Source organism: Bacillus sp. OK048 (assembly GCF_900103525.1).
In the GTDB taxonomy this organism is placed as follows: domain Bacteria; phylum Bacillota; class Bacilli; order Bacillales; family Cytobacillaceae; genus Neobacillus.
This window is the reverse complement of the sequence record NZ_FNHN01000008.1, coordinates 36,480-58,477: the sequence shown is the minus strand read 5'-3', so window position 1 is coordinate 58,477 and position 21,998 is coordinate 36,480. Positions and strand designations below refer to the sequence as shown.

The 21,998-nt window shown below is 36.3% G+C and carries 17 protein-coding genes; 4 read left to right on the top strand and 13 right to left on the bottom strand.

Annotated elements, in window-relative coordinates; translation table 11 throughout:
• Positions 1-6: 6 nt before the first annotated feature.
• The 10 genes from uxaC to BLR86_RS15430 all read right to left on the bottom strand — a co-directional run bounded on the left by uxaC (position 7) and on the right by BLR86_RS15430 (position 13,330).
• Positions 7-1,407 (bottom strand): glucuronate isomerase, encoded by a 1,401-nt coding sequence (uxaC, locus tag BLR86_RS15475; protein ID WP_090763713.1) that lies wholly within the window; start codon positions 1,405-1,407, stop codon positions 7-9.
• Between the two features lie 37 nt (positions 1,408-1,444).
• Complete coding sequence (locus BLR86_RS15470; RefSeq protein WP_090763060.1) at positions 1,445-2,287, bottom strand: sugar phosphate isomerase/epimerase family protein; 843 nt, start codon at positions 2,285-2,287, stop codon at positions 1,445-1,447.
• A gap of 218 nt (positions 2,288-2,505) precedes the next feature.
• Positions 2,506-4,068, bottom strand: a complete 1,563-nt coding sequence (locus BLR86_RS15465; RefSeq protein ID WP_090763057.1) for a response regulator — start codon at positions 4,066-4,068, stop codon at positions 2,506-2,508.
• Positions 4,061-5,866: a sensor histidine kinase gene (locus BLR86_RS15460; protein WP_254782344.1), complete on the bottom strand. Its 1,806-nt coding sequence runs from the start codon at positions 5,864-5,866 to the stop codon at positions 4,061-4,063. The genes BLR86_RS15465 and BLR86_RS15460 overlap by 8 nt, the downstream gene beginning before the upstream one ends.
• A 172-nt stretch (positions 5,867-6,038) precedes the next feature.
• Positions 6,039-7,145 (bottom strand): glycoside hydrolase family 88/105 protein, encoded by a 1,107-nt coding sequence (locus BLR86_RS15455; protein ID WP_090763054.1) that lies wholly within the window; start codon positions 7,143-7,145, stop codon positions 6,039-6,041.
• A gap of 89 nt (positions 7,146-7,234) precedes the next feature.
• The gene (locus BLR86_RS15450) at positions 7,235-8,578 is read right to left on the bottom strand and encodes an ABC transporter substrate-binding protein (protein ID WP_090763051.1); all 1,344 of its coding nucleotides are present in this window, start codon (positions 8,576-8,578) and stop codon (positions 7,235-7,237) included.
• A 144-nt stretch (positions 8,579-8,722) separates the two neighbouring features.
• Positions 8,723-9,559, bottom strand: a complete 837-nt coding sequence (locus BLR86_RS15445) for a carbohydrate ABC transporter permease (protein WP_090763049.1) — start codon at positions 9,557-9,559, stop codon at positions 8,723-8,725.
• Positions 9,560-9,567: 8 nt separating this feature from the next.
• Positions 9,568-10,509 (bottom strand): carbohydrate ABC transporter permease, encoded by a 942-nt coding sequence (locus BLR86_RS15440; protein ID WP_090763045.1) that lies wholly within the window; start codon positions 10,507-10,509, stop codon positions 9,568-9,570.
• Positions 10,510-10,677: 168 nt separating this feature from the next.
• Positions 10,678-11,994: an ABC transporter substrate-binding protein gene (locus tag BLR86_RS15435; RefSeq protein WP_090763042.1), complete on the bottom strand. Its 1,317-nt coding sequence runs from the start codon at positions 11,992-11,994 to the stop codon at positions 10,678-10,680.
• Between the two features lie 49 nt (positions 11,995-12,043).
• Complete coding sequence (locus BLR86_RS15430) at positions 12,044-13,330, bottom strand: Gfo/Idh/MocA family protein (protein ID WP_090763039.1); 1,287 nt, start codon at positions 13,328-13,330, stop codon at positions 12,044-12,046.
• A 211-nt stretch (positions 13,331-13,541) separates the two neighbouring features.
• Between BLR86_RS15430 and BLR86_RS15425 the strand changes: the two genes are divergently transcribed.
• Positions 13,542-14,552, top strand: coding sequence for a DUF1646 family protein (locus BLR86_RS15425; protein WP_090763033.1), 1,011 nt, complete (start codon positions 13,542-13,544; stop codon positions 14,550-14,552).
• A 55-nt stretch (positions 14,553-14,607) separates the two neighbouring features.
• On the opposite strand, the gene BLR86_RS15420 is transcribed toward BLR86_RS15425, so the two are convergent.
• Complete coding sequence (locus BLR86_RS15420) at positions 14,608-15,636, bottom strand: GGDEF domain-containing protein (RefSeq protein WP_090763030.1); 1,029 nt, start codon at positions 15,634-15,636, stop codon at positions 14,608-14,610.
• A gap of 226 nt (positions 15,637-15,862) precedes the next feature.
• On the opposite strand from BLR86_RS15420, the gene BLR86_RS15415 reads away from it, so the two are divergent.
• Positions 15,863-16,525, top strand: a complete 663-nt coding sequence (locus BLR86_RS15415) for an FMN-dependent NADH-azoreductase (protein ID WP_090763027.1) — start codon at positions 15,863-15,865, stop codon at positions 16,523-16,525.
• Positions 16,526-16,564: 39 nt separating this feature from the next.
• On the opposite strand, the gene BLR86_RS15410 is transcribed toward BLR86_RS15415, so the two are convergent.
• Positions 16,565-17,566, bottom strand: coding sequence for a DoxX family membrane protein (locus BLR86_RS15410; protein WP_090763024.1), 1,002 nt, complete (start codon positions 17,564-17,566; stop codon positions 16,565-16,567).
• 179 nt (positions 17,567-17,745) lie between these two features.
• Here BLR86_RS15410 and BLR86_RS15405 point away from each other — a divergent pair, with 179 nt between their 5' ends.
• Positions 17,746-19,251 carry a GGDEF domain-containing protein gene (locus tag BLR86_RS15405; RefSeq protein ID WP_090763021.1) on the top strand — a complete coding sequence of 502 codons (1,506 nt, stop codon included), beginning with the start codon at positions 17,746-17,748 and terminating at the stop codon, positions 19,249-19,251.
• A gap of 278 nt (positions 19,252-19,529) precedes the next feature.
• Positions 19,530-20,666, top strand: coding sequence for an ATP-binding protein (locus BLR86_RS15400; RefSeq protein WP_368086789.1), 1,137 nt, complete (start codon positions 19,530-19,532; stop codon positions 20,664-20,666).
• A 41-nt stretch (positions 20,667-20,707) separates the two neighbouring features.
• Here BLR86_RS15400 and yhbH read toward each other — a convergent pair whose 3' ends face one another.
• Positions 20,708-21,874, bottom strand: a complete 1,167-nt coding sequence (yhbH, locus tag BLR86_RS15395) for a sporulation protein YhbH (protein ID WP_090763015.1) — start codon at positions 21,872-21,874, stop codon at positions 20,708-20,710.
• Positions 21,875-21,998: the final 124 nt, after the last annotated feature.

Below are 21,998 nucleotides of genomic sequence, written 5' to 3'. Positions count from 1 at the left end.
GGCCCTTTAAAATTGGAAATACTCTTTTGCATTGTCATAAGAGATTCCTTGGACGATTTTTCCCAGGAATTCCTTATCATTAGGGACTTCGCCATTTTCCACCCATTCACCGATGAGATAGCAGAATAATCTTCTAAAATATTCATGTCTTGTGTATGATAGAAAACTTCTAGAATCCGTCAGCATTCCAATGAAACGGGTGAATAGCCCGACATTGGCTAATGCCTGCATTTGGTCAAGCATCCCTGATTTATTATCATTGAACCACCATGCGGTCCCAAATTGTATTTTCCCTGGAATGCCTCCGCCTTGAAAATTACCAATCATCGCTGCAATAACAGTATTATCGTTGGGATTTAAAGAATAAATAATCGTTTTAGGAAGGGCTTTGTCCTCTTCCATCGCATTTAATAATTTCGCCAATGGCTTTGCAATTTCCTCGTCATTAATAGAATCATAGCCTGTGTCTGGTCCCAATTGGTTAAACATTCTTGCATTATTATTTCTTAATGCATTAATATGGAGCTGCATGGCCCATCCTAACTCGGAGTAGAGCTTACCTAAGAATGTTAATGTATAGCTTTTATATTTCTTTTCATCCTCGATAGAAACCTTTTGACCTTTTAATGCCTCTTTAAAAATCTGTGCTGCTTCCTCTTTTGTCGTTTCCGCATACAACATGACATCAATCGCATGGTCCGAAACTCTTCCTCCAACGGAATGGAAAAACCGAACTCTTGATTCAAGCGCTTGTAAAAAACCCTCATACGTATCGAACGGGATACCAGAAACCTCTTGCAGCTTGTTCACCCATTCGAGATATCCATCTCGATTAATTTCAAGTCCTTTATCTGGACGAAAGCTTGGCAGTACCTTTACATTAAAATCGGATTCTTCTTTTAATAGTTGATGATATTCAAGACTATCTACAGGATCGTCAGTCGTACAAACCACTTGTACATTTGATTTTTTGATAAAATCCCTCGCACCAAAGCCCTCATTATTGAGTAAAGCATTTACTTTCTCCCAAATAATTGGAGCACTCTCTTCATTCAATAACTCATCAATCCCAAAGTATCGTTGTAACTCTAAATGAGTCCAATTAAACAGTGGATTTCCAATTGTCATTGGAACCGTCCTTGACCAAGCTAGAAACTTATCATAATCACTAGCACTGCCCGTAATATATTCTTCATCAATGCCATTGCTGCGCATTAACCGCCATTTATAGTGGTCTCCAGATAACCAGATATCTGTAATGTTTTTGAACTTCTTATTTTCATATATTTCCTTCGGACTTAAATGGCAATGGTAGTCTATAATTGGCATATCCTTTGCATATTCATGATACAAAGTAATTGATGTTTCATTGTTTAGTAAGAAATTCTCATCCATAAAGCTTCGCATGGCGGCGCCCAACTTTCTTGTTATTTTTTTACTCAAACTAGGCATTTTCGTATTTTTCTTTTAAATAAGCAATGCTTCTATCAATGTGAGGTTCCTTTGTACTTTCCATCAAAATATTGATAAATGGTTTTTTCCTTTTTAATAAGTTAAATAGAAAATCGTAATTTAACAGCCCTTGACCTACTGGAACCATTTTGACTTGTTCGTCCTCTATAATAAAATCCTTGGCATGTACAATCACCATTCTATCTCCAAACAGCTCAAATGCTTTTTGAATAACAGCTTCTTGATTATGATAATTATCGATGGAGATGAAGTTGGCAGGGTCATAAATCACCTGAAGATTGTTAGATGGTACAAGATCAAGTAATCTCTTCATCCGCTCTGGTGTATGAATCGGATGGTTGATTCCTCCTTCGATTCCTACAATCACTCCAAATCTTTCTGCTTCCTCTACAAGCTCCTTGACACTCTCGACTACTTCAAGAAACGGCTGTTCACTAAAGTTCTCTTCTGTATAGACGATTTCAGCCTGAACATTTCCTGTCTCGGTTCCGACTATACTGCAGCCAAAATCTCTTGCAAACCGAAGATGCTCCTTGAATAACTCCATCCCTTTTCTTCTTTCCATGTGATCAGGATGGATCATGTTAAAATAGCAGCCTAAAACAGCTATTTGAATATCCTTTATGTCAAAAACACGATGTATCTTTTGAGCAAAACCAGGACTTAAACTGCCTAATTCGGAATTGTAATTCTGTAAGGATTTGCTTAGTGCTAACTGAACAGCACTGAGTCCTTTTTTTGCTATTATATTAACCACATTGTCGATCGATGGGTCTTCAATATCGTGTGCCCGGATTCCAATATTCGCAACCATATCTATCCTCCAGTAATGTTCAGTTCATTTACTTACACGTTGATTATATGAATCAATGAAAGGGGTTACAATTCATCCAGGCAAATTCCTTAAAATCTTAAACAATATTCTTAAAAATTTCATAATATTAGGCTATGTTAAATATAGATGTTGATTCGTTAACACAGCCTAAATTTTATAAATTCGAATGGAATATTCCACGAGAAGATATATTCTCTCTATTTAAACTTTTTCTTAAATTCAGCTGGTGTAAAACCAGTATATTTCTTAAAACATATACCAAAATATTGAGGATTACTGTAACCTACTTGTTCACAAACTTCATAGGTTTTAATATTACCCTCGCCCAAAAGTCCCATCGCCTTTTTCATTCGTAACTCTAACAAGTAATCCCCAAAGTTAAACCCTTTCTCCATCTTAAATAGGTTACTCAAATAGGGAGTACTAACATGGATTATCTCGGCAACCCTTTGAAGTGTTAAACTGCTGTCATGGAAATTCCCCTGCATATACTTGATTGCTTGGTCAACATGGCTATAATAATTATTTCCCTTCTTTTTAAACATTGCTGTGGACCATTGTTCTAATAGACTATGTAAAATGTTTGTCATTTCTGTTAGGGTTGTTAATTCCATGATAGACTTATAAACATCTGATGAGTTAAAGCTATTTGTTGAATCTTCCTTTTTCCACTTTTCAATTTCAAAAAAAAGCATGGTGCTAAATTTGAAAGCAAGGACCTTTAAATCTGATAAAGCAACCATTTTTCTATCTACTATGGCAGTGCTTAAATCAATCAGAGTCTCTTTTACCTTTTCTGGTAAACCAGACTTGATATCATTTTCTAATTTCATCTCTAAATCATGGACAAGATTTTCTGTTTTGTCACACTTAGAAACCGTTTCATCCAAGGAGATTACTCTACCGGTCCCCATAATATGTCTCATATCCATGGCTACCCTAGCTTCTAGAAAAGATTTACCAACTTCAAACAGATTAGGATATGCTCGTCCATGTGTAATTGTAATTGCATCGTCTATTTCATTACTTAGATAAGTGAACAATGCTTTGGCTAACTCCCCTTTCCTTGAATCCTGATCGTTTTCAAGGGATAAGAGAATCGCATGTTCACCGACATCCGCATTCATCACCAAACAACCTAAATCATTAAAGTAAGATGAACTGAAACTCGTAATCTTTTCCTTAATTAAATGTCCCTCAAGATCAAGCTCAATCGTATTCTTAACAAGAATAACGGCAAAGAAAGGACCCTCCATATGAACATCAAGCCCTAGTAGCTCATTCTCGACATCAACCCGGTAATCTCCTTCTCTAATCAATTTTTGAAAAAATTTCTGCTGCAGTAAGGGCAAGGACTCTATGATTCTTTTTTCTTTCACTGATTCTTTTTCCCAATCAGCTGCTGCTTCTTTGGCCTTATTTAGCAGGTATTCTGAATCAACTGGCTTTAACAGATAGTCAAACGCTTTCAATTTAACGGCTTCCTGGGCATATTTGAAATCTTCATACCCTGTTAGAAAAATAATTCTTGTCTCAGGGCTTCTTTCTTTAATCTGTTTCGCCATTTCTAACCCACTCATAAAAGGCATATTAATATCGGAAACGACAACTTGCGGCTGTTCCTTTTCTATTAACTCTAATGCCACCTCACCGTCTCCTGCTTCTCCCGCTACTACAAAGCCATGCTCTCCCCAAGGTATTGCTTGGCATATGCCCCGACGAATAATTCGATCATCTTCTACTACAATTACTTTATGCATACTCGGTAATCTCCCCTTTTGTTTTGGGAATTGTAATGCTAACGACTGTCCCATTACCAGGTTCACTCGCAATCGTTAAACCGTATTCATTTCCAAAGTGAATTTTAATTCGTTCATTTACACTTTGCAGACCAATACCAAGATACTTTTTTTTCTCCTGATAAGATGCCTCCATTTCTAGCAAAATATCTTTTAATTTTTGTGGTTGTATTCCATTCCCATTATCACCAACCTCTAAATGGATGGTATCTCCAACTTGATATCCACGAATCGTTATTTTTCCTTGGCCACGTTTTTGCTTTACCCCATGGTAGATGGCATTTTCAATAAGAGGCTGCAATGAAAGTTTAATAATATTATAGGTAAGGATTTCTTTGTCCATTTCAATTTCATAGGAAAAATCATCCCCATAGCGCATTTCCTGAATAAACAGATAATGCTGAATATGTTCCATTTCATCATGGATGGAAATGATTTCTCTTCCTTTACTAATTCCGATCCGGAAAAAACTTGTAAGTGCACTAATCATTTGGCTAGCGTCTTTATTCAGTCCCATATCACACAATCCCTTAATTGAATACATGGTATTATAAAGAAAGTGAGGGTTAATTTGGGCGTGCATGATCGCAAATTCTAATTGTCGTTTCTCTTCCTGTTCTAATTGAATTTGGTCCATTAAGGTATTAATCCGGATAATTAATTCTTTAAAGCCTGTATGTAAGATTTTCATTTCTTCAGGACCCGACATTTCAAAATCAAAGTCGAGATTTTCCTTATTAATCATCCCCATTTGTTTGGCCATTTTTTTAAACGGGTCCGAAATATATTTTCCTACGATGTTCGTAATAATAATCGCACTTAGGATCATCAATACGACCAATAGAATGGTGAAATCCTTGATGTAATTTACTTTATTTAAGATTTCATCTTGTGGAATAACAGCTGCTATTTTCCAGTTATTCGAACTTAATGTATCGTAAATAACAATCATATCTTCCCCTTCGGCATTTTCGTAGGAGAACTTTCCAGCTTCCTCTTTAAGGTTTTGCAGCGAATGAAGAGTGGGTTTATCTAACTTATATTTCTTTTTTACTGTTTTGGATTCAAAGATTCCATCTGGACTGATAAGTGTCAGATATCCTTTCTCTCCGATTAACGATTTATTCAGTACCTGTTCAAAAAATTCTGCCCGTAAATGAAATAAAACAATTCCTTTTGAGGATGATTGATTCTTTTCAATCAAACGAAATATTGACATTACCTTATTCTTTTTATTAAATTCCTGATCTTCATGAATGTTTCTCCAATAAAACCCCTCTTTGTTTCCATGGAATTTTGCAAAATACTCTTCATGATTTACCGATGGATTAGAATTATAGCTGGTATGATAAAGTAAAAAACCATTTTGTTTATGATTAACAAGAACGGATTCAAGGATGACATTGTATCTTGAATAAATAAGCTTTAAATTATTATCAATCTCTACATACACTTCTGGCTTAATCTCTGAAACTTCTTTATCCACTAACGATGAGATTCTTGGATCATTCGATAAGGAGACTAGCTGCTGAAAAACATCTGCAAGGATATTATCAAGATAATTTTTAGTTTGAAAAATCGTATCATTCACGTTTTTATAAGCATTTTCTTCTATTTGTGCAGTGGCTAGCAAAGATGAAACCCAACCTGTAATTAATATAAAAAGGATAATGATAGGTAAATAGAGAGTATTAATGGTAGATTTAAAAGAATAGAAAAAATGTTTGCGAATAAAGTTTTTTAGCTTTACAGCTGTCATAGAAAGAACTCCCTGTTAGTATATTAATTCTTAATATCCTCTCATTTCATTGTAACCGTTTTCTATATAATATCATAATACAAAATTTATCGGTCAATTGGATAAAAAAACAGCAGCCAGATTAAAAAATCTAGCTGCTGTAATCTAGTAAAAAAATGTTTCCCTGATAGTATTACTTAATTAAGTCGTAATATGCCATGCTTGCTAAAAGGAAAGCACCCATTCCATGGAGATCATTTTCAGAAGTCGGGCGTGATACGTAATAATCGTATGTGCCTGCGGAAGTTCCGATCACGATTCCTTTTAATGTTAGGGAAGAATCATCACTTTCCACCATATGCTCTAATAATCCTGCATAGGCTTTATCACAAACTTCACGGTATGAATCATCAACAATACCATGCTTTACAGCCTTCGCAATAAAATATAAGAAGAGAGCAGAACAAGAAGATTCTAACCAATTGTCTGGACGGTCTCCTTTATCGACCACATTGTACCAAAGACCAGACTGTTCATCCTGGAATTTCACGATAGCTGGAATGAAACTTTGAAGGGATTGAATCCATTCCTCTTGTCCACGTTTTTTGTCACCCAAAACCTCTAACAAATCAATCAGTGCCGCTCCGTACCAGCCAACTGAACGCCCCCAGAATTCCGGTGAACAGCCTGTTTCCGAATCAGCCCATGGCTGCACTTTTTTCTCATCCCACGCGTGGAAGAGTAAACCTGTTTTAGAGTCAGTCATATGTTTTCTCATTAGCTTTTCTTGAAGCAAGACCTGTTGAACCAATTCTTCTTCTTGAAAATGCTTGCTGTACATAAGCATGAATGGTCCACCCATAAAGAGACCGTCTAACCACATTTGATAAGGGTATTTTTCCTTATGCCAGAAACCATTTTCTGTGGTTCTGTTGATGGTATCTAATGCACTTCGTAATTTCTTTGCCGCAATCATATATTTAGGATTCTTGGTCTTTTCATATAAAGGAAACAATAGAATCCCTGGCATGATAGAGTCTAACTGGTCTCTATCGAAAACTACATTTCCTTCTTCATCAATTAAGTGATCAAAATATGCTTGAATGTAGGTAAAGTACTCTTCCTTACCGGTTTCTTCCCATACTCTATACATTCCATATAGAAAAACACCTTGGTGATAATGGAACCAATTTACTGGAGGTAAATCCTCAGCACGGAAAGTATTCATTAATGCTTGGCATGCCTTTTCCGCCATCACCAACGGAGTTTCTGTTCTGATTTTATCTGCTGTATTTCCCATTATCCTATCTCCTTCTCATTTATCTAATTTAATCTTCCATATAAGAAAACTGGGTGTTAATAGAATCAACACCCAGAATAAAGACTTACTTACTTTTTAAATGTTGCATCATATTTTTCTTTAGAATCTTCAATTGCTTTTGCCCACTCATCTAGGAAGTCCTTAGCAGACATTTTTCCACTCATAACAGCCTGTACACCTGGGTCTACTACGCCATCAAGAATGGCACGATAATCGGGCAGATAGAATGGCGGTTCATATAGTTTTGTATCAGGATTATTGTAAACTTCAAAGGCTGTTTTGATATGCTGTGACTCTTGTACCCATTTATCATCTAACACATCAGAGTTTGTAGGGATTTGACCTGTTTGTTGATTCCAATAGCTTTGTGCTTCTTCAGAGTTAACAAATTCCACGAATTTCCAAGCTGCATCAGCATGCTTTGTTGATTTGAAGATAGCTAGGTTAACTGCATTACCACCTTCTGCAACATATTTACCGCCTTTTTCAGTTGTTGGCAGTGGAATTAACTTGTAGGAACCTTCTGGTAAGGCTTTATTGTGCTCACCATAAGATCCTGGATTGTGGTGTACCATTGCTACAACACCAGTATCAAAGCCTGCAATCATTTCTTTATAACCATTTGTGATATCACTCTTTGGTGTAAATTTGTCATAGTAAGAGAAATACTTCTCAACAAATTCTACATGTTTAGGATTATTGATGTTCGTCTTACCGTTTTTATCAAAAAAGTCTAAACCACTATTAGCAAACATCGCTCTCTGAATCGTGAAAGATGCACCTGCTCCACCGCGGATGGTAAATCCATAACGATTATTCGCTTGATCTCTCATTTTTTCGATAACGGTAAAGAACTCATCCCATGTTTTAGGCTCTTGTACACCAGCTTGTTCAAACCAGTCTGTTCGAATCCATAAGGCATCTAAATTCTGTGCATAAGGAATTCCATAAAGCTTACCATCTTGAGTGATTTTCTTATTAACACCAGTAGCATTTGCGTTAATTTTTTTGCTTATGTCAGACTTCTCAAAATGAGAATCCAGTGGCAACAAAGCTTCACGAATGGAGAATTCTGGCAGCCAAGTTGTTTGCACAGAGCCAATATCCGGCATATCATCTGCTGCAATCGCTGCATCATATTTTGACTTTGCTGAACTATTTGGAATACCAACATACTCAACATCAATATTAGGATTCTTTTCTTCAAACCGTTTAATAACTTCTTCCCAAACAGGAGTACGTGCTGGGCCAGCGTTTTCATCCCAAAATTGGAGTGTTACAGGTTCATCCGATTTGGTTGCTTCTTTTTCCGTTTTAGTTGCAGCTGGTTCTTTACCACCGCAGCCTGCAAGCAACATTCCTGTTGCCATTGTTAGTGCTAGAACAGAGGTTGTTATTCTTTTCTTAATCATGGTAATGCCCCCTTAATATTTTTTTATAAGTCTTTGTTTCTTAAAGAATGGTGTTAAAATCCTAAAGCCGATTTTAACGTGGAACAAACTATTTTGGTGCTTGAAATAAAGGTTGCAAGCTCTTTTCTAAAGAGCCTTTTATAATTAGCCTTTTACAGCTCCACCCATACCGTTTACCAGGTGCTTCTGTGCATAGGCAAATAATATAACTGCAGGAATTAAAGCGATTACACTTCCGGCCGCCAAAGCACCATAGTTGATACTGAATTCACCCAGCATCGTACTTAGTCCGACTGGGAGCGTGAACTTGGATTGTTGATTGGTTAGCATGAGTGCGATTAAAAATTCGTTCCATGTATAAATGAAGGTAAATACTCCTGTTGCTACGATACCAGGCAGTAATAATGGAAAAACAACAAAACGGAGTGACTGTAGTTTTGTACAGCCATCAATCACAGCCGCTTCTTCCAACTCCTTTGGAACATTTGAGATAAATCCACTCATCAAGATCGTAGTAAATGGAATTTCGATTGCGGTATAGGTAATAATGAGTGAAAGTGGATTACTGATTAACCCAAGATTTTTGAATATGACGAACAAAGGAATAATCATCATCGCTCTCGGGATAAATTGAGTACATAACAGCATGATCATAAAACTGCGTTTTCCTTTGAACTGATATCTGCTTAATGCATAACCAGACAAAGTCGAACAGACAAGCACAACCAAAACCGTAGAAACCCCGACTATTAAACTATTTTTAAAGAAAGTAGCAAAACCGACATTGGTCCACGCAGTAACAAAGTTTTCAGTTGTCGGGTTAGCCGGCAGATACTGTAGCGGACGTTTTACGATATCCCCTTCAGGTTTAAAGGCCGTATTTATTGTCCAGTAGATTGGAAAGATGGTAAAACTCAACAACATTGTTAAAGGCAGGTATAGCGTTAAAATTTTGTCGACTTTTTTATTTGCTGTAAACATCCTTCAAATCACTCCTTTTCATAACGCGATAGTTTCAGATAAAGGATGGCGAAAACCAGTAATATTCCAAATGAAACGACCGTCAATGCTGAACCATATCCAAAATTGCTTCCATGCACAGCTAAATCTGCAATATACATCGTAAGTGTTGTGGTTGAATGCGCAGGACCACCACCCGTTAAGTTAAACAATAGGTCGACGTTATTAAACTCCCAAACTACTCTTAGTAAGGTAGTTAGGACAATCGTATTTTTTAATTGTGGTAATGTTACATAAATAAACGACTTCCATCTGCTTGCACCATCTACCCTGGCTGCTTCATATAGTTCAATCGGAATACTTGATAATGACGCTAGTAAAGTGATGGCAAAAAACGGTATACCCCTCCACAATTCAGCGATAATAACCGCTGTAAAGGCTGTTGACGTACTTGCTAAGAAAGCCTGTGGTTCATCAACGATTCCCATTCTCATCAGCAAGTCATTGAGTACACCCATATGTTCATTAAACATTAATGACCACATCGTTGATGCAAGAACCCCTGAAATAGCCCAAGGAATAAAGGCAACCGCACGTACTACCCCTCTAAACTTAAATGTTTGGTTCAATAGTAAGGCTAGGATCATACCAACCACTAATTGTAATCCTACTTCTGTTACAACCCATTTCAAACTATTTATTAAACTAGGTATAAACATCTTGTCAGTCGTAAAAATTTCTTTAAAGTTCTCTAAGCCAGCAAAGCCATTATAGTAAGGCGCAGACACGTCATAGTGTTGAACACTGTAATAGAATACTGTAGCGATTGGGTAAAATAGAAAACCTAAGATTATAAGGAAAGAGGGTAGTATAAAAAGGTAGGGAACCCATTTATCCTTTTTAATCTTTTTCTGGTTCACCGCCTTATTGCTGTTAACAACTGTTTCAGTAACACCTTGTGAATAACTCATCTAGTTTCCTCCTCTCTGTTTTTTATAATAAATGAAAACGGTTTCTTTAATAATTAAAGATTTTAAGATGATTGATTAAAATTTTAAGATATTTCTAAAATAGATAAAAATAAAAGGCATTCGATGCTTACGTGCATCGAATGCCTAAATTTATCTTAGATTAATCAATCATTCCTCGTATTGCCTTTGAGCCGCTTCCATTGCTTCTGCCCAATTATCTAAAAAATCTTCCACGGTCATTTTCCCACTTAACACAGACTGTGAACCAGTGTCCACGATTGTATTTAGAATGGTACGATATTCTGGGAGATAGAATGGCGGCTCAAAAAGAATGGTATTAGGGTCATTGTAAACTTTCTGGGCTATCTGAATATGCGGTGAAGTCTTTATCCAGTCTTCACTTAATACATCCGAATTGGTAGGAATTTGACCAACACTTTGATTCCAAAAGCTTTGAGCTTGCTTCGAATTGATAAAACGAATAAATTTCCATGATTCCTCTGGATGCTTCGTATCTTTAAAAATACTTATGCCAATAGTGTTGCCGTCTTCCGCTACATAATGACCTTTAACTGATTTTGGTAAGGGGATTGCCTGAAATTGATCAGGATCTAACGCTTCGCTATGCTCGGCATAAGACCCTATATTATGCTGGACCATCGCGATAGTTCCGGAATCGAATCCAGCAATCATTGCCTTATAATCTTTTGTGATATCGCTAATAGGGGTAAAGGTTTGATACATAGCAAAGTATTTCTTTAAGAATTCAACATGCTTTGGATCATTTATTGTACTTTTCCCATCTTTAAAGTAAGTTTCAATGCCAGAGTAGGCGTACATCATCCGTTGTAACTGGAAAGAGCCCCCTGCTCCTCCACGGATTGTATATCCATAACGATTATTTGATTTATCTGTTAACATTTCAACGGAACGAAAGAACTCATACCACGTTTCAGGAGTGTTCAAATTGGCTTCTTTAAACCAATCAGAGCGTACCCAGAGGATATCGAGGTTTTGTGTATATGGAATCCCAAATAATTTTTGATTACTCACGATGCGTTTATTAAACTCTATCGCTCTTCTATTTATTTTGTCCTTTTCACTCCATTTAGAAAAATAAGAATCTAGCGGCAACAACGCGTCACGCATGGAAAATTCCGGAAGCCAGCTCGCATAAACACTAGCCACATCAGGCGTCTCTCCTGAAGCAATAGCGGCATCAAACATTACTTTGGCCGAATCCTTAGGCAATCCCACATATTCGACATCAATGGTTGGATTTTCTTTCTCAAACCGACTAATGAGTTCCTCCCAAATGGGTGTCCGCTGCGGTCCTGTATTATCATCCCAAAAAACAATTTTGACCTGTTTATCTTTTATTGAATCTGATTCTTTATATGAGAAGTCTTCACCTTTGCATCCCGTAAGCACCAATCCAATTATCATGATTAGGGTCATCACAGAAGTCGTTTGTTTCATTAACATGTTTTAATCCCCTCTTTGAATAGCCACTACCTAAAAGTATAAAATCATTCTACACTTTTTTTAAAAGGATTTCCTTTATGTTAATTGGTTTCTTTTCTGCAACTGAACGCCAGACACCTTCACCAACAGCAATGGAATATGCACCAGCTTCAGCACCTGCTAATATTTTATAATTTCTAGTAGGGTCTGGACCTAGGAAAAGATCTGCTAATAATATAGGATCACCGCCACCATGTCCTCCAGGATCTTGGACAAGTTCGATCGATTCTTTTCCTCCGAAAAGAGGGTAATAATCTATTTTTTGTTCAGGATATTCAAACGGAATTCGAGAAGGTTCATGGTATTCCGTGGTTTCAATTCTTCCCTTCGTTCCATTAATAGCCAGCCGGTATCCTTCATATGGAGCTGAAAAATTAATCGAGTAACTTAGCATGCTCCCGCCATCATATTTTACTGCAGCTACATACGTATCCTCAATCGAAATCTCTTCATCAAAAATACAAGCGTCAGGACGATAATCTGTATACGGTACATCCTTTTCATAAACACCTGCTAAAAGATGGTCATCTCTTACGGTTGTCGAACCAATTCGCGGATTCCACCGCCTAAAATAACTACAGTCATTCCTTACATCACACGTGCCACAAAAACGGCCAGACTCTTTCTTCGGATTCATTTCACCGTCTTGTCCGAAGTAATTCAAAGCACCATACGCAAACACTTCTTCTGGCTTCTGATCTAACCACCAATTGATAAGATCAAAGTGATGGGTAGATTTGTGGATGGATAAGCCTCCAGAAATTTCACGACTACGATTCCATCTTTTAAAGTAACTTGAACCATGATACGTATCAATATACCAATTTAGGTCAACGGAAGTTATTCTTCCAACTTTCCCTTCAAGGATCATTTCTTTAATTTTCCGGTGAAACGTACTGTATCGATAATTAAATGTAACAATAACTTTTCCTTTGCTTTCTGCTTCAGCCTGCATCACTTTATAGGCATCTGATGCGTTTGTCACCATCGGCTTTTCTGTTATCACATTTACATGTTTCTGCAATGCTCTTAGTATATAGTCAATGTGAGTATCGTCTCTACCCGTTACGATTACATAATCAGGTTTTGTTTGATCAACCATGATTTCAAATTGGTCCGGATTGAAGGTTGGAACTGGTTCTAAATGCGGAAATCTATCTTTGCAAATAGTAAATCGAAGTGGGTCAGAATCTAATAATCCAACAATTTCATTTTCCTTTGAAAACTCATTTAAGAGTGGTTTAATAAACATTTCTAATGCTCGGTTGCTGACGCCGCAGATTACATACTTTTTCATATATTCCTCCAACTTTTAATAAAGGCATATTTACTTGCCCTCATTTTATATGAAAACGATTTCCATCATAATGGAAGATCTTTAGAGTTTTGTGTAAATATTTAAGATAATTAAATAGTGAATTCCCAAATATTCTGTCAAAATTGATTCAAAAAAGTTTATAATAGATTTATGTACATAATTAAACAAAAAAGACAAGGGATGGGTATGAATGATTGGGTTAGTAATTATTTTAATTTTGGTTTTATTTTTACCTTTTTCAGTAAAAAAGGTCGAGCACAATTTGGAAGTATTCTTATTTGTGATGGGTATTGCTGCAGCTTCGATTAGTGGTATGATGAATCTCCATTTAATTGAAAAAGCTCTGATAGATCCAATAAATATTACTCTTGCCGTCTTAATTGCAGGATTAATCTGTAAATGGGGGCAGGTTCAGCTGGAAAAATCAATACTCTGGTTGAACAGAATACTATCTCCTAGGATTTTCTTCGGATTAACCGTCATTATTTTAGGACTTGCATCAAGTATTATTACGGCTATCATCGCAGCGATTGTGCTCGTTATTATCATCAACGTCCTTCCACTTGACCGTAAATCTGAAATTCGCTTTACCGTTTTAGCTTGTTTTTCAATTGGGCTTGGTGCAGCCCTCACCCCAATTGGTGAGCCTTTAGCAACGATTACAATTAGTAAGTTAAATGAAGACTTTTTTTATCTCTTAAAATTAATTGGTCCAGAAGTTATTCCAGCAGTTGTACTCTTTGGTATATTGACAATCTTTTTAGTTAAACCCCAAGAGAGCTCTGACGGTTTAACGGCTGAGCAAAAAGTAGAAAGCTATAAAGAAATTTTGATTCGATCCGCTAAAATCTATTTATTTGTTATGGGGCTAACCTTCCTAGGGCATGGTTTTGAACCATTAATCAATGAATACATACTTGGCTTACATCCGATGCTGCTCTATTGGATCAACATGATTTCTGCTATTTTAGACAATGCCACTCTTGCTGCAGCTGAAATTAGTCCAGCTATGGATCAAGAAACCATTCGTGCGGTTTTGCTGGGTCTTATTATTAGTGGTGGTATGTTAATACCTGGTAATATACCGAATATTATTGCAGCAGGAAAACTTAATATAACAAGTAAGGAATGGGCACGGTTTGGTGTTCCTGTTGGTCTTATTACAATGGCGGTCTACTTTGTTATTTTGTTTGTATTTTAATGATATACCTCTAAAAAAAGAATCGGAGACCACTTCCAGCGTGGCTCCGATTCTTTTAATTTGTCATCGTATTCATACCGACTATGGCTTTTTCTTTCATTAATGGGGTAAATAAGGAATAACAGTTTCTTCCTTGCTCTTTAGAGTTGTACATAGCGATGTCTGCATTTTTTATCAGGGTTTCCATATCTTCACCATGAATGGGATGCAGACTAATGCCGATACTAGGTGAAACCTTAAACTTTTGTCCGTAAACTTTAAATGGCTCTTTCATCGTATTTATGATTTCTTCACATACTTTAAATGCCTCAATGGCTGAATGTAATTGGGGAATGAGGATAACAAATTCATCTCCACCAAATCTGGCTAAGATGTTATCTGACTTTATTATTTCTCTTAACCTAGTAGCAACAGATTTCAATAACAAATCGCCAGCTTCATGTCCTAAGCTATCATTAATTACTTTAAAATGGTCTAAATCCAGCATTAGAACGCCCTTCATATTATCTACTTGTCCACCAGCATTATTTTCGTTTGTTAAGTAGGATTTAAGATACCAGCGGTTCGGTAAACCAGTTAAGGCATCATGGTAGGCCATGTGTGAAATCTTTTCTTCTGCATTTTTTAAATCCGTTATATCCAATCCAAATCCGAGTAAATACTCATTCTGTGATTCCTCCAGATGAATAATGGTTTTTCCAGTAAGCATATGGACTTTTTTTCCTTTAAATTCTGTCTCCACTTCATTGGTTTGATGCTTTCGCTTTTTCCACACTTCTAAGTCAATCTGCCGTTGTCGCTCTGCAATTGCCGTAGGAAAAAAGTCAAACACTGTTTTCCCTACAAGATTTTCCATATTGACACCATGTTCTTTACAGGTCTGTTTATTTGCAAATATCGTTACACCTTCAGGATCCTCCAAGAATACATTTATAGGTAATGCATTCAGGACCTTTGAATGCAGCGATTCATTGTGACGAATTCTGTCTACTAACTTTTTTTCTCTATCCTCTAATTCTTTTACTTTTCTCCTTAACTTCTCTATTTCACTATCGTGATCAATTTGGGAAATTTGCCGCTTCATGGTTCATTCCGCCTTTAATATAAATCTGCTGTTATAGCTTAATGATAATGTATTCCTGCTTAAATAATGACAAAATTTCTAACAATTTTATGAAAATAATTCCAGATTCCCAACTATTATGACACCTAATGTTCAAGAAATTCACCTATTATACAAAATTAAACATGTTAATTTTTTTTATAATAGTAGTAACGAAATTTATTAACATGATGGGAAGTGTTTTTTGGTGAATAAACTATTATATATTACAGCAAATCCTAAAGGTCTCGATAAATCAAAAGGTCTTAAAATCGGCGAAGCATTTATCAACACGATAAAAGAAGAAGATCCAGAGATGGACATTAAAACGATTGACTTATTTACATTAGATATTGCACATATGGATGCGGAATTAGTCTCTGCAAGAGGCAAATTAGCAGGATACGGTTATACTTTAGACCAATTAACTGAAGGAGAGAGAGCGAAAATCCTTAAAATGCATGCCCTTGCGGACGAATTTCTTTCTTATGACTACTTTGTATTCGTCTCGCCAATATGGAACTTAAGCTCTCCAGCAGTTTTAAAGGCATACTTGGATACCCTGTTTATTGCTGGTAAAACCTTTACCCATACAGCTAACGGTCCAAAAGGCCTTCTTACGGGTAAAAAAGCAATTCATATCAATACCCGTGGCGGTCTATATACAGGAACACCAATGCAAGAATTAGAATGTGGAGATCGTTATTTAAGAATTGCACTTAATTTCTTAGGCATTGAAGTTATGGACACCATTATTGCCGAAGCATTAGACCTCTATCCACAAAAAGTACCAGAAATTATTGAAAAAGCAAAAGAAGAAGCCGTCAGAGCAGCGAAAGAAATGATAAAAACTCCTGTTAGCTTGGTCTAGCATAAAAAGCTTCCTCATTTAGGAAGCTTTTTTCAATGACTAGGCAAACCGATAGTAAATGAGAAGGAATATTGCCACTGTAAAAACAAAATTCAAAAAAACAAAGACCATTTGAGAAATTTTTGTTCTATGAATTTTAATAGGCGGATCGTAAAACGATACCCCTTCAATAATAAAAATGATTAAAACGATATGAATCATTAGATGTCCAATAATTTCAGTAACACCAAAAAGCATCGTTGTTGAAATGAATATTAACGTCAGTACAAAAGCTAAAAGACGATTCAGTATCCCTACGATTAACAAATATCCCACCACAAATTCAATAAACGCAGCAAGTACAACAAATATTGATGGAGCAAATCCGAATGTAGGAACTGCATGATGATGAATAATATCTATACTCATGGCAGGAAAGACCCATTTCTCAACCGCCACCCAGCATAAGGACAATCCTGTCCCTAAATAGAGAAAAGGAAAGCCCCAGTCTTCTAGCTTTGTTCGTCCGACCAATAATACTCCAACAATCGCTAGATAAAATCCATAATCAAGCATATGAAACAATCCAGAGTGTGCTAGCTGATAAATAAATAGACAGAATAAAATAATAGCGCCTGCTTTTGTCGCATAATGATTTGGAATCAATAATAAAAGGATGGTCAGCCACAATAGTATTCGGATGATATTGTTGCTGATTGCAAATTCTGGCGCAAATATGGTACCAGACCAAACCTGAATCATTAGCGCGAGTGCAGTACCATATTTTAATATGTATCTAGAAGATTTTCGGTATCTGTCCAGTATCACATCAATCTTTTTGATGATCGGGATGTTATCCAAGATTGGCAAAAGCTGCGTCAATACAGCAAGTAATGCAGCAATCAATAGTGTAAGCGTCATAAACATTGGGGATAAGATGAGTTCGATAGCTTCTTTTTCTGGTGTAACTTTAGTAAACCATTTTACATGTGCATCAACCAAAAATGGTGAACAAATAATAACCAAAACGAATAAGATGAAGATTTTTGTTAATTTTCCCATTAGGTCCTCCCACAAAGTAGTCATCTTTATAATTTTCAGAAACCACCACAAATATTCAATGGGAATAATATATAATCTTGATAATTCACAGAAGGATATTTTTCTTCTATAATAAGAAAATAGTCGAAAAATAGGAAACCATATCAAAATGGAAAATCATATATTTTAGGAGAAGATGAATGTTAAAGGATCTTGTTTCCAATGCAACATTATTGATTGCTGCATTCACAGTAATGGGGCAAATTTTTAAAAACAAACCACTGAGTCAAAACTCAAAAAATAGTTTAAAAATTTATTGGGGATTTTGTTATGGTTTGCTAGGAATGATCTTAATGCTATTTAGTTTCCAAATAAACGCAACGACCATAGCTGATTTACGTCATCTTGCAATCGTTATTGCTTCTGCTTTTGGTGGATATATACCTGCTATAATTGCCTCAGGAATCATTGCTTTAGGAAGGATAATCCTTTTTGATTTTAATGACACTGCTATATTAGCAGCTATCAATGCGCTATTGACTGGGATCGTATGCGGCTGGTTTTCAACATTAAAATACCAACCTACTTTGAAGGCATTTTATATGAATCTAATTGGTTTATTTTTTATTTCAATCGTTTTTGTTATTTATATTGAAGATAAAACAATTTTAACAAATGTTTTAATCATTCACTATCTAATATCATTAGTCGGAGGGTTTTTCGCTTATCACTTATCCGTATATATTGCAATTACCAATGAAACCGAAAGTGAATTGAATCTTAGCTTAAAAAAGTTAACGGAAACTGAAGAACGTTTTCGGTTACTAGCTGAAAATTCAAGTGATATCATTTCCATGCATAATGAAACGAGTGAGTATAAATATATCTCTCCGGCCGTTAAAGAGATCATTCAATTTGATTACAAGGATCTTTTGGGTAGAAAACTAGCAGAATTTATCCATCCAGAGGATATCGTTCGTACCAATGAAGTATTTGAAAAAACACTAAGGGAAGGTTGCGCTGATACTTCCTATCGATTTCGGACTAATCGAGGAGATTATGTTTGGATTGAATCAACATTAAAACGAGTGAATACTGAAGATGACCGCAGCAAGCGAGTTATTATTGTTTCTAGAAATATAACCGCTAGAAAAGAAACTGAACTGAAATTGCATAAAGCTAATGAACTTTTAAATCGTCTTTCTTTCATGGATGGTTTAACAGGAATTGGAAATAGAAGACATTTCGATGAAACTCTAAAGAAAGAATGGTCTTCGTTAGCATCAATCAAATCACCATTAACCTTGCTTATGTTCGATATTGATTACTTTAAAAAGTACAACGACACATACGGTCATTTAGCTGGCGATCATTGTCTGCAAACAATAGCCGAATCAATAAAGAAACTTGTTTCCACTAAATCAAACTATACATTTTGTCGATATGGTGGCGAGGAATTTGCGATTATCCTATCTTCTACCCAGCTAAATAAGGGAATCCAATTAGCAAAATTGATTCAACACGAACTCAAGGATCTGAAAATTGAACATAGCAGTTCGGAAATATCTACGATTGTTACTCTCAGTATTGGATTGGCAACCGTTATTCCAAGCACTGAAAATTCACCTAAAGAATTAATTCATTTAGCAGATACTGCCCTATATACTTCAAAAACAAAAGGAAGAAACACTATTTCAACTTCATAAAATACTGGAGGGTGTGTCATACACACCCTTTTTCCACATATTCCAACTTCTTTCATGCTTTTATTCCAAATAGTTAGTAAATTTAGTTGTATTAATTCAAAGAAAAATGTAAAATTTTCCTATAAGCTCAATGGACGGTGAAATAGATGGAAATTACAAAACACCTTTTCTCAAATCTTTCCATTTTAATTATAGTGCTCCTCTTTTGCTTAATTTGGCTTGACCGCAGCAGAAAATTTAACTTATCTAAAAACACTATCATCATCTTTTTTATCCTATTGGTATGGATATGTATTCAATTTTCCTATAATCCGGTTGATCTTGCGCGCTACGATTTACGCGTTATTCCAATCGTCATTGGCGGATTATATCTTGGGATCGGTCTAATACTAGTCGCTGCAATGCTAATTATCAGAAGTTTCTACGGTATCGACATGGGCTTGGCTGGGACCGCACTCCTTTATGTTCCACTTGCATTTGCCTTTTTTCGATTATCGCCTTGGTTTTGGAAACAACCTTCCGACCGCCGCATTACAATAGCGATTAGTTTAGGAATTATCCTTGGAATACTTACTTTAGTGGGCATGGAGGGAATCCTACATACCAGCAGCAACTGGTATGATGCATGGTTTGCCTATACTGTCATCACCCCTTTAGGCATTGGTCTTATCGCTTATTCAATTGAATATATAAAAAAAAGTGTTGAAATTAAACATCAATTAATTAAAGTGGAAAAATTAAAGGCAGTGGAACAAATGGGGGCAGCAATTTCTCATGAGATCCGCAATCCGCTAACGGCGGCAAGTGGCTTTGTACAACTACTTAATGACGACTACCTCCCAAGACATAAACGTATGGAATATCTCTCGATTGTAAAGGATGAACTCAATTCAGCCGAAAGAGTCATTCAAGATTATTTAACATTTGCTAAGCCAGCTTTAGTTTCTATTGAGGAATTAAATGTAAAAAATGAACTTAAGCAAATTATTAACATCTTAACGCCGATGGCCAATCAAAATTCTGTAGAAATTATCACTGATTTTTCAGTGATTGGGTTCATTAAAGGTGATCGACAACGATTCCGTCAATGCTTTATTAATATCCTTAAAAATGCAGTAGAGGCCATGCAGAATGGGGGACATCTTTATATAGAGACACATTTTAGCAAAGATTATGTAACCATCTGTGTCAGGGATACAGGGATAGGGATGTCTTCCGAACAACTTGAACGATTAGGTGAACCCTATTACTCAACAAAAGGAAAAAATGGTACCGGGCTTGGCATGATGGTAGTTTATAGTATTGTACGTGCGATGAACGGTTTCATTCGAGTGGAAAGTGAAATAGGAGCAGGTACAACCTTTCGCATAAAATTCCCAACCATCACTTCATTTAAGAGTAATGAAAATAAATAATCCCAAGAAAAATCGACAGGCATCCTACCTGTCGATTTTAGTTACGCATACAGCTTATTTTCCTCTTGTTGGAAGAAGGACTTCATCGCATGGAATACATCTGCCTTTTGTTTCAGAATATAATAGCGGAATTGTTCTTCTTTGATATTTTTGTATGCCGACATGAGAGTCGAATGCCGATTGTACTGATTTACCTCACCGTATCCAAACATGTTTGAAACCTTCATTAGTTCTTCAACAAGCTTGACGCAGCGAGCATTATCAGATGTTAGGTTATCACCATCGGAAAAGTGGAATGGATAAATGTTGAACTTACGTGGGTTATATTTAGCGTCAATGATTTCTAAGGCCTTTCGGTATGCAGACGAACAGATGGTTCCGCCGCTTTCACCCTTTGAGAAGAAATCCTCTTCCGTCACAACCTTCGCTTCTGTATGATGGGCAATAAACTCGATTTCTACTGTTTCATATTTTGTACGTAAGAAACGAGTCATCCAGAAGAAGAAGCTTCTAGCCATATATTTTTCCCAAATCCCCATGGAACCACTTGTATCCATCATAGCAATAACGACTGCTTTAGAATCCGGTTTTATCACTTCATTCCAAGTCTTAAATTTTAAATCTTCCTTATAAATAGGATGAAATGCTGGTTTCCCAGTCATTGCATTTCTCTTAAATGCTGACATCATGGTACGCTTTTTATCAATATTCCCCATTAGTCCTGTTTTACGAATATCATTGAATTCAATGTTTTCAACTAAATGTTCCTGTTCTTCTTTTCTCTTCAGATTTGGCAGCTCTAATTGTTTAAACAAAGCTTCTTCTAATTCCATTAACGAAACTTCTGCTTCAAAATAATCTTCACCTGCTTGATCCCCTGCGCCTTGCCCTTTTCCTGGTCCCTTTTGCTGACTTGATCCGTCACGAGCAATTACGTCACCTACTTGGCTTTCACCGTCACCCTGGCCAACGTGTTTGTTTTTGTCATAATTGTAGCGGATTTTATATTCGTCTAAGGAGCGAATGGGAATTTTCACCACATCGCGTCCATTGGACATAATAATGCTTTCTTCTGTAATTAAGTCGGGAAGATTGTTCCTTATTGCCTCCTGGACTTTTTCTTGATGCCGTTGCTGGTCATCGTGGCCTTTGCGGTGGAGGGACCAATCTTCTCTTGAAATTACAAATTGATGGGTATTGTCAGACAATGTAAACCCCTCCTTATTAATTTTTTATTTTCCCTGAGTCACATTTTCTTTCAACTGTCATAAAATAACCCGAATGTAAAAATGCAGATAATATTGATTACTTTATCCTATGCAAAAGCAGAAA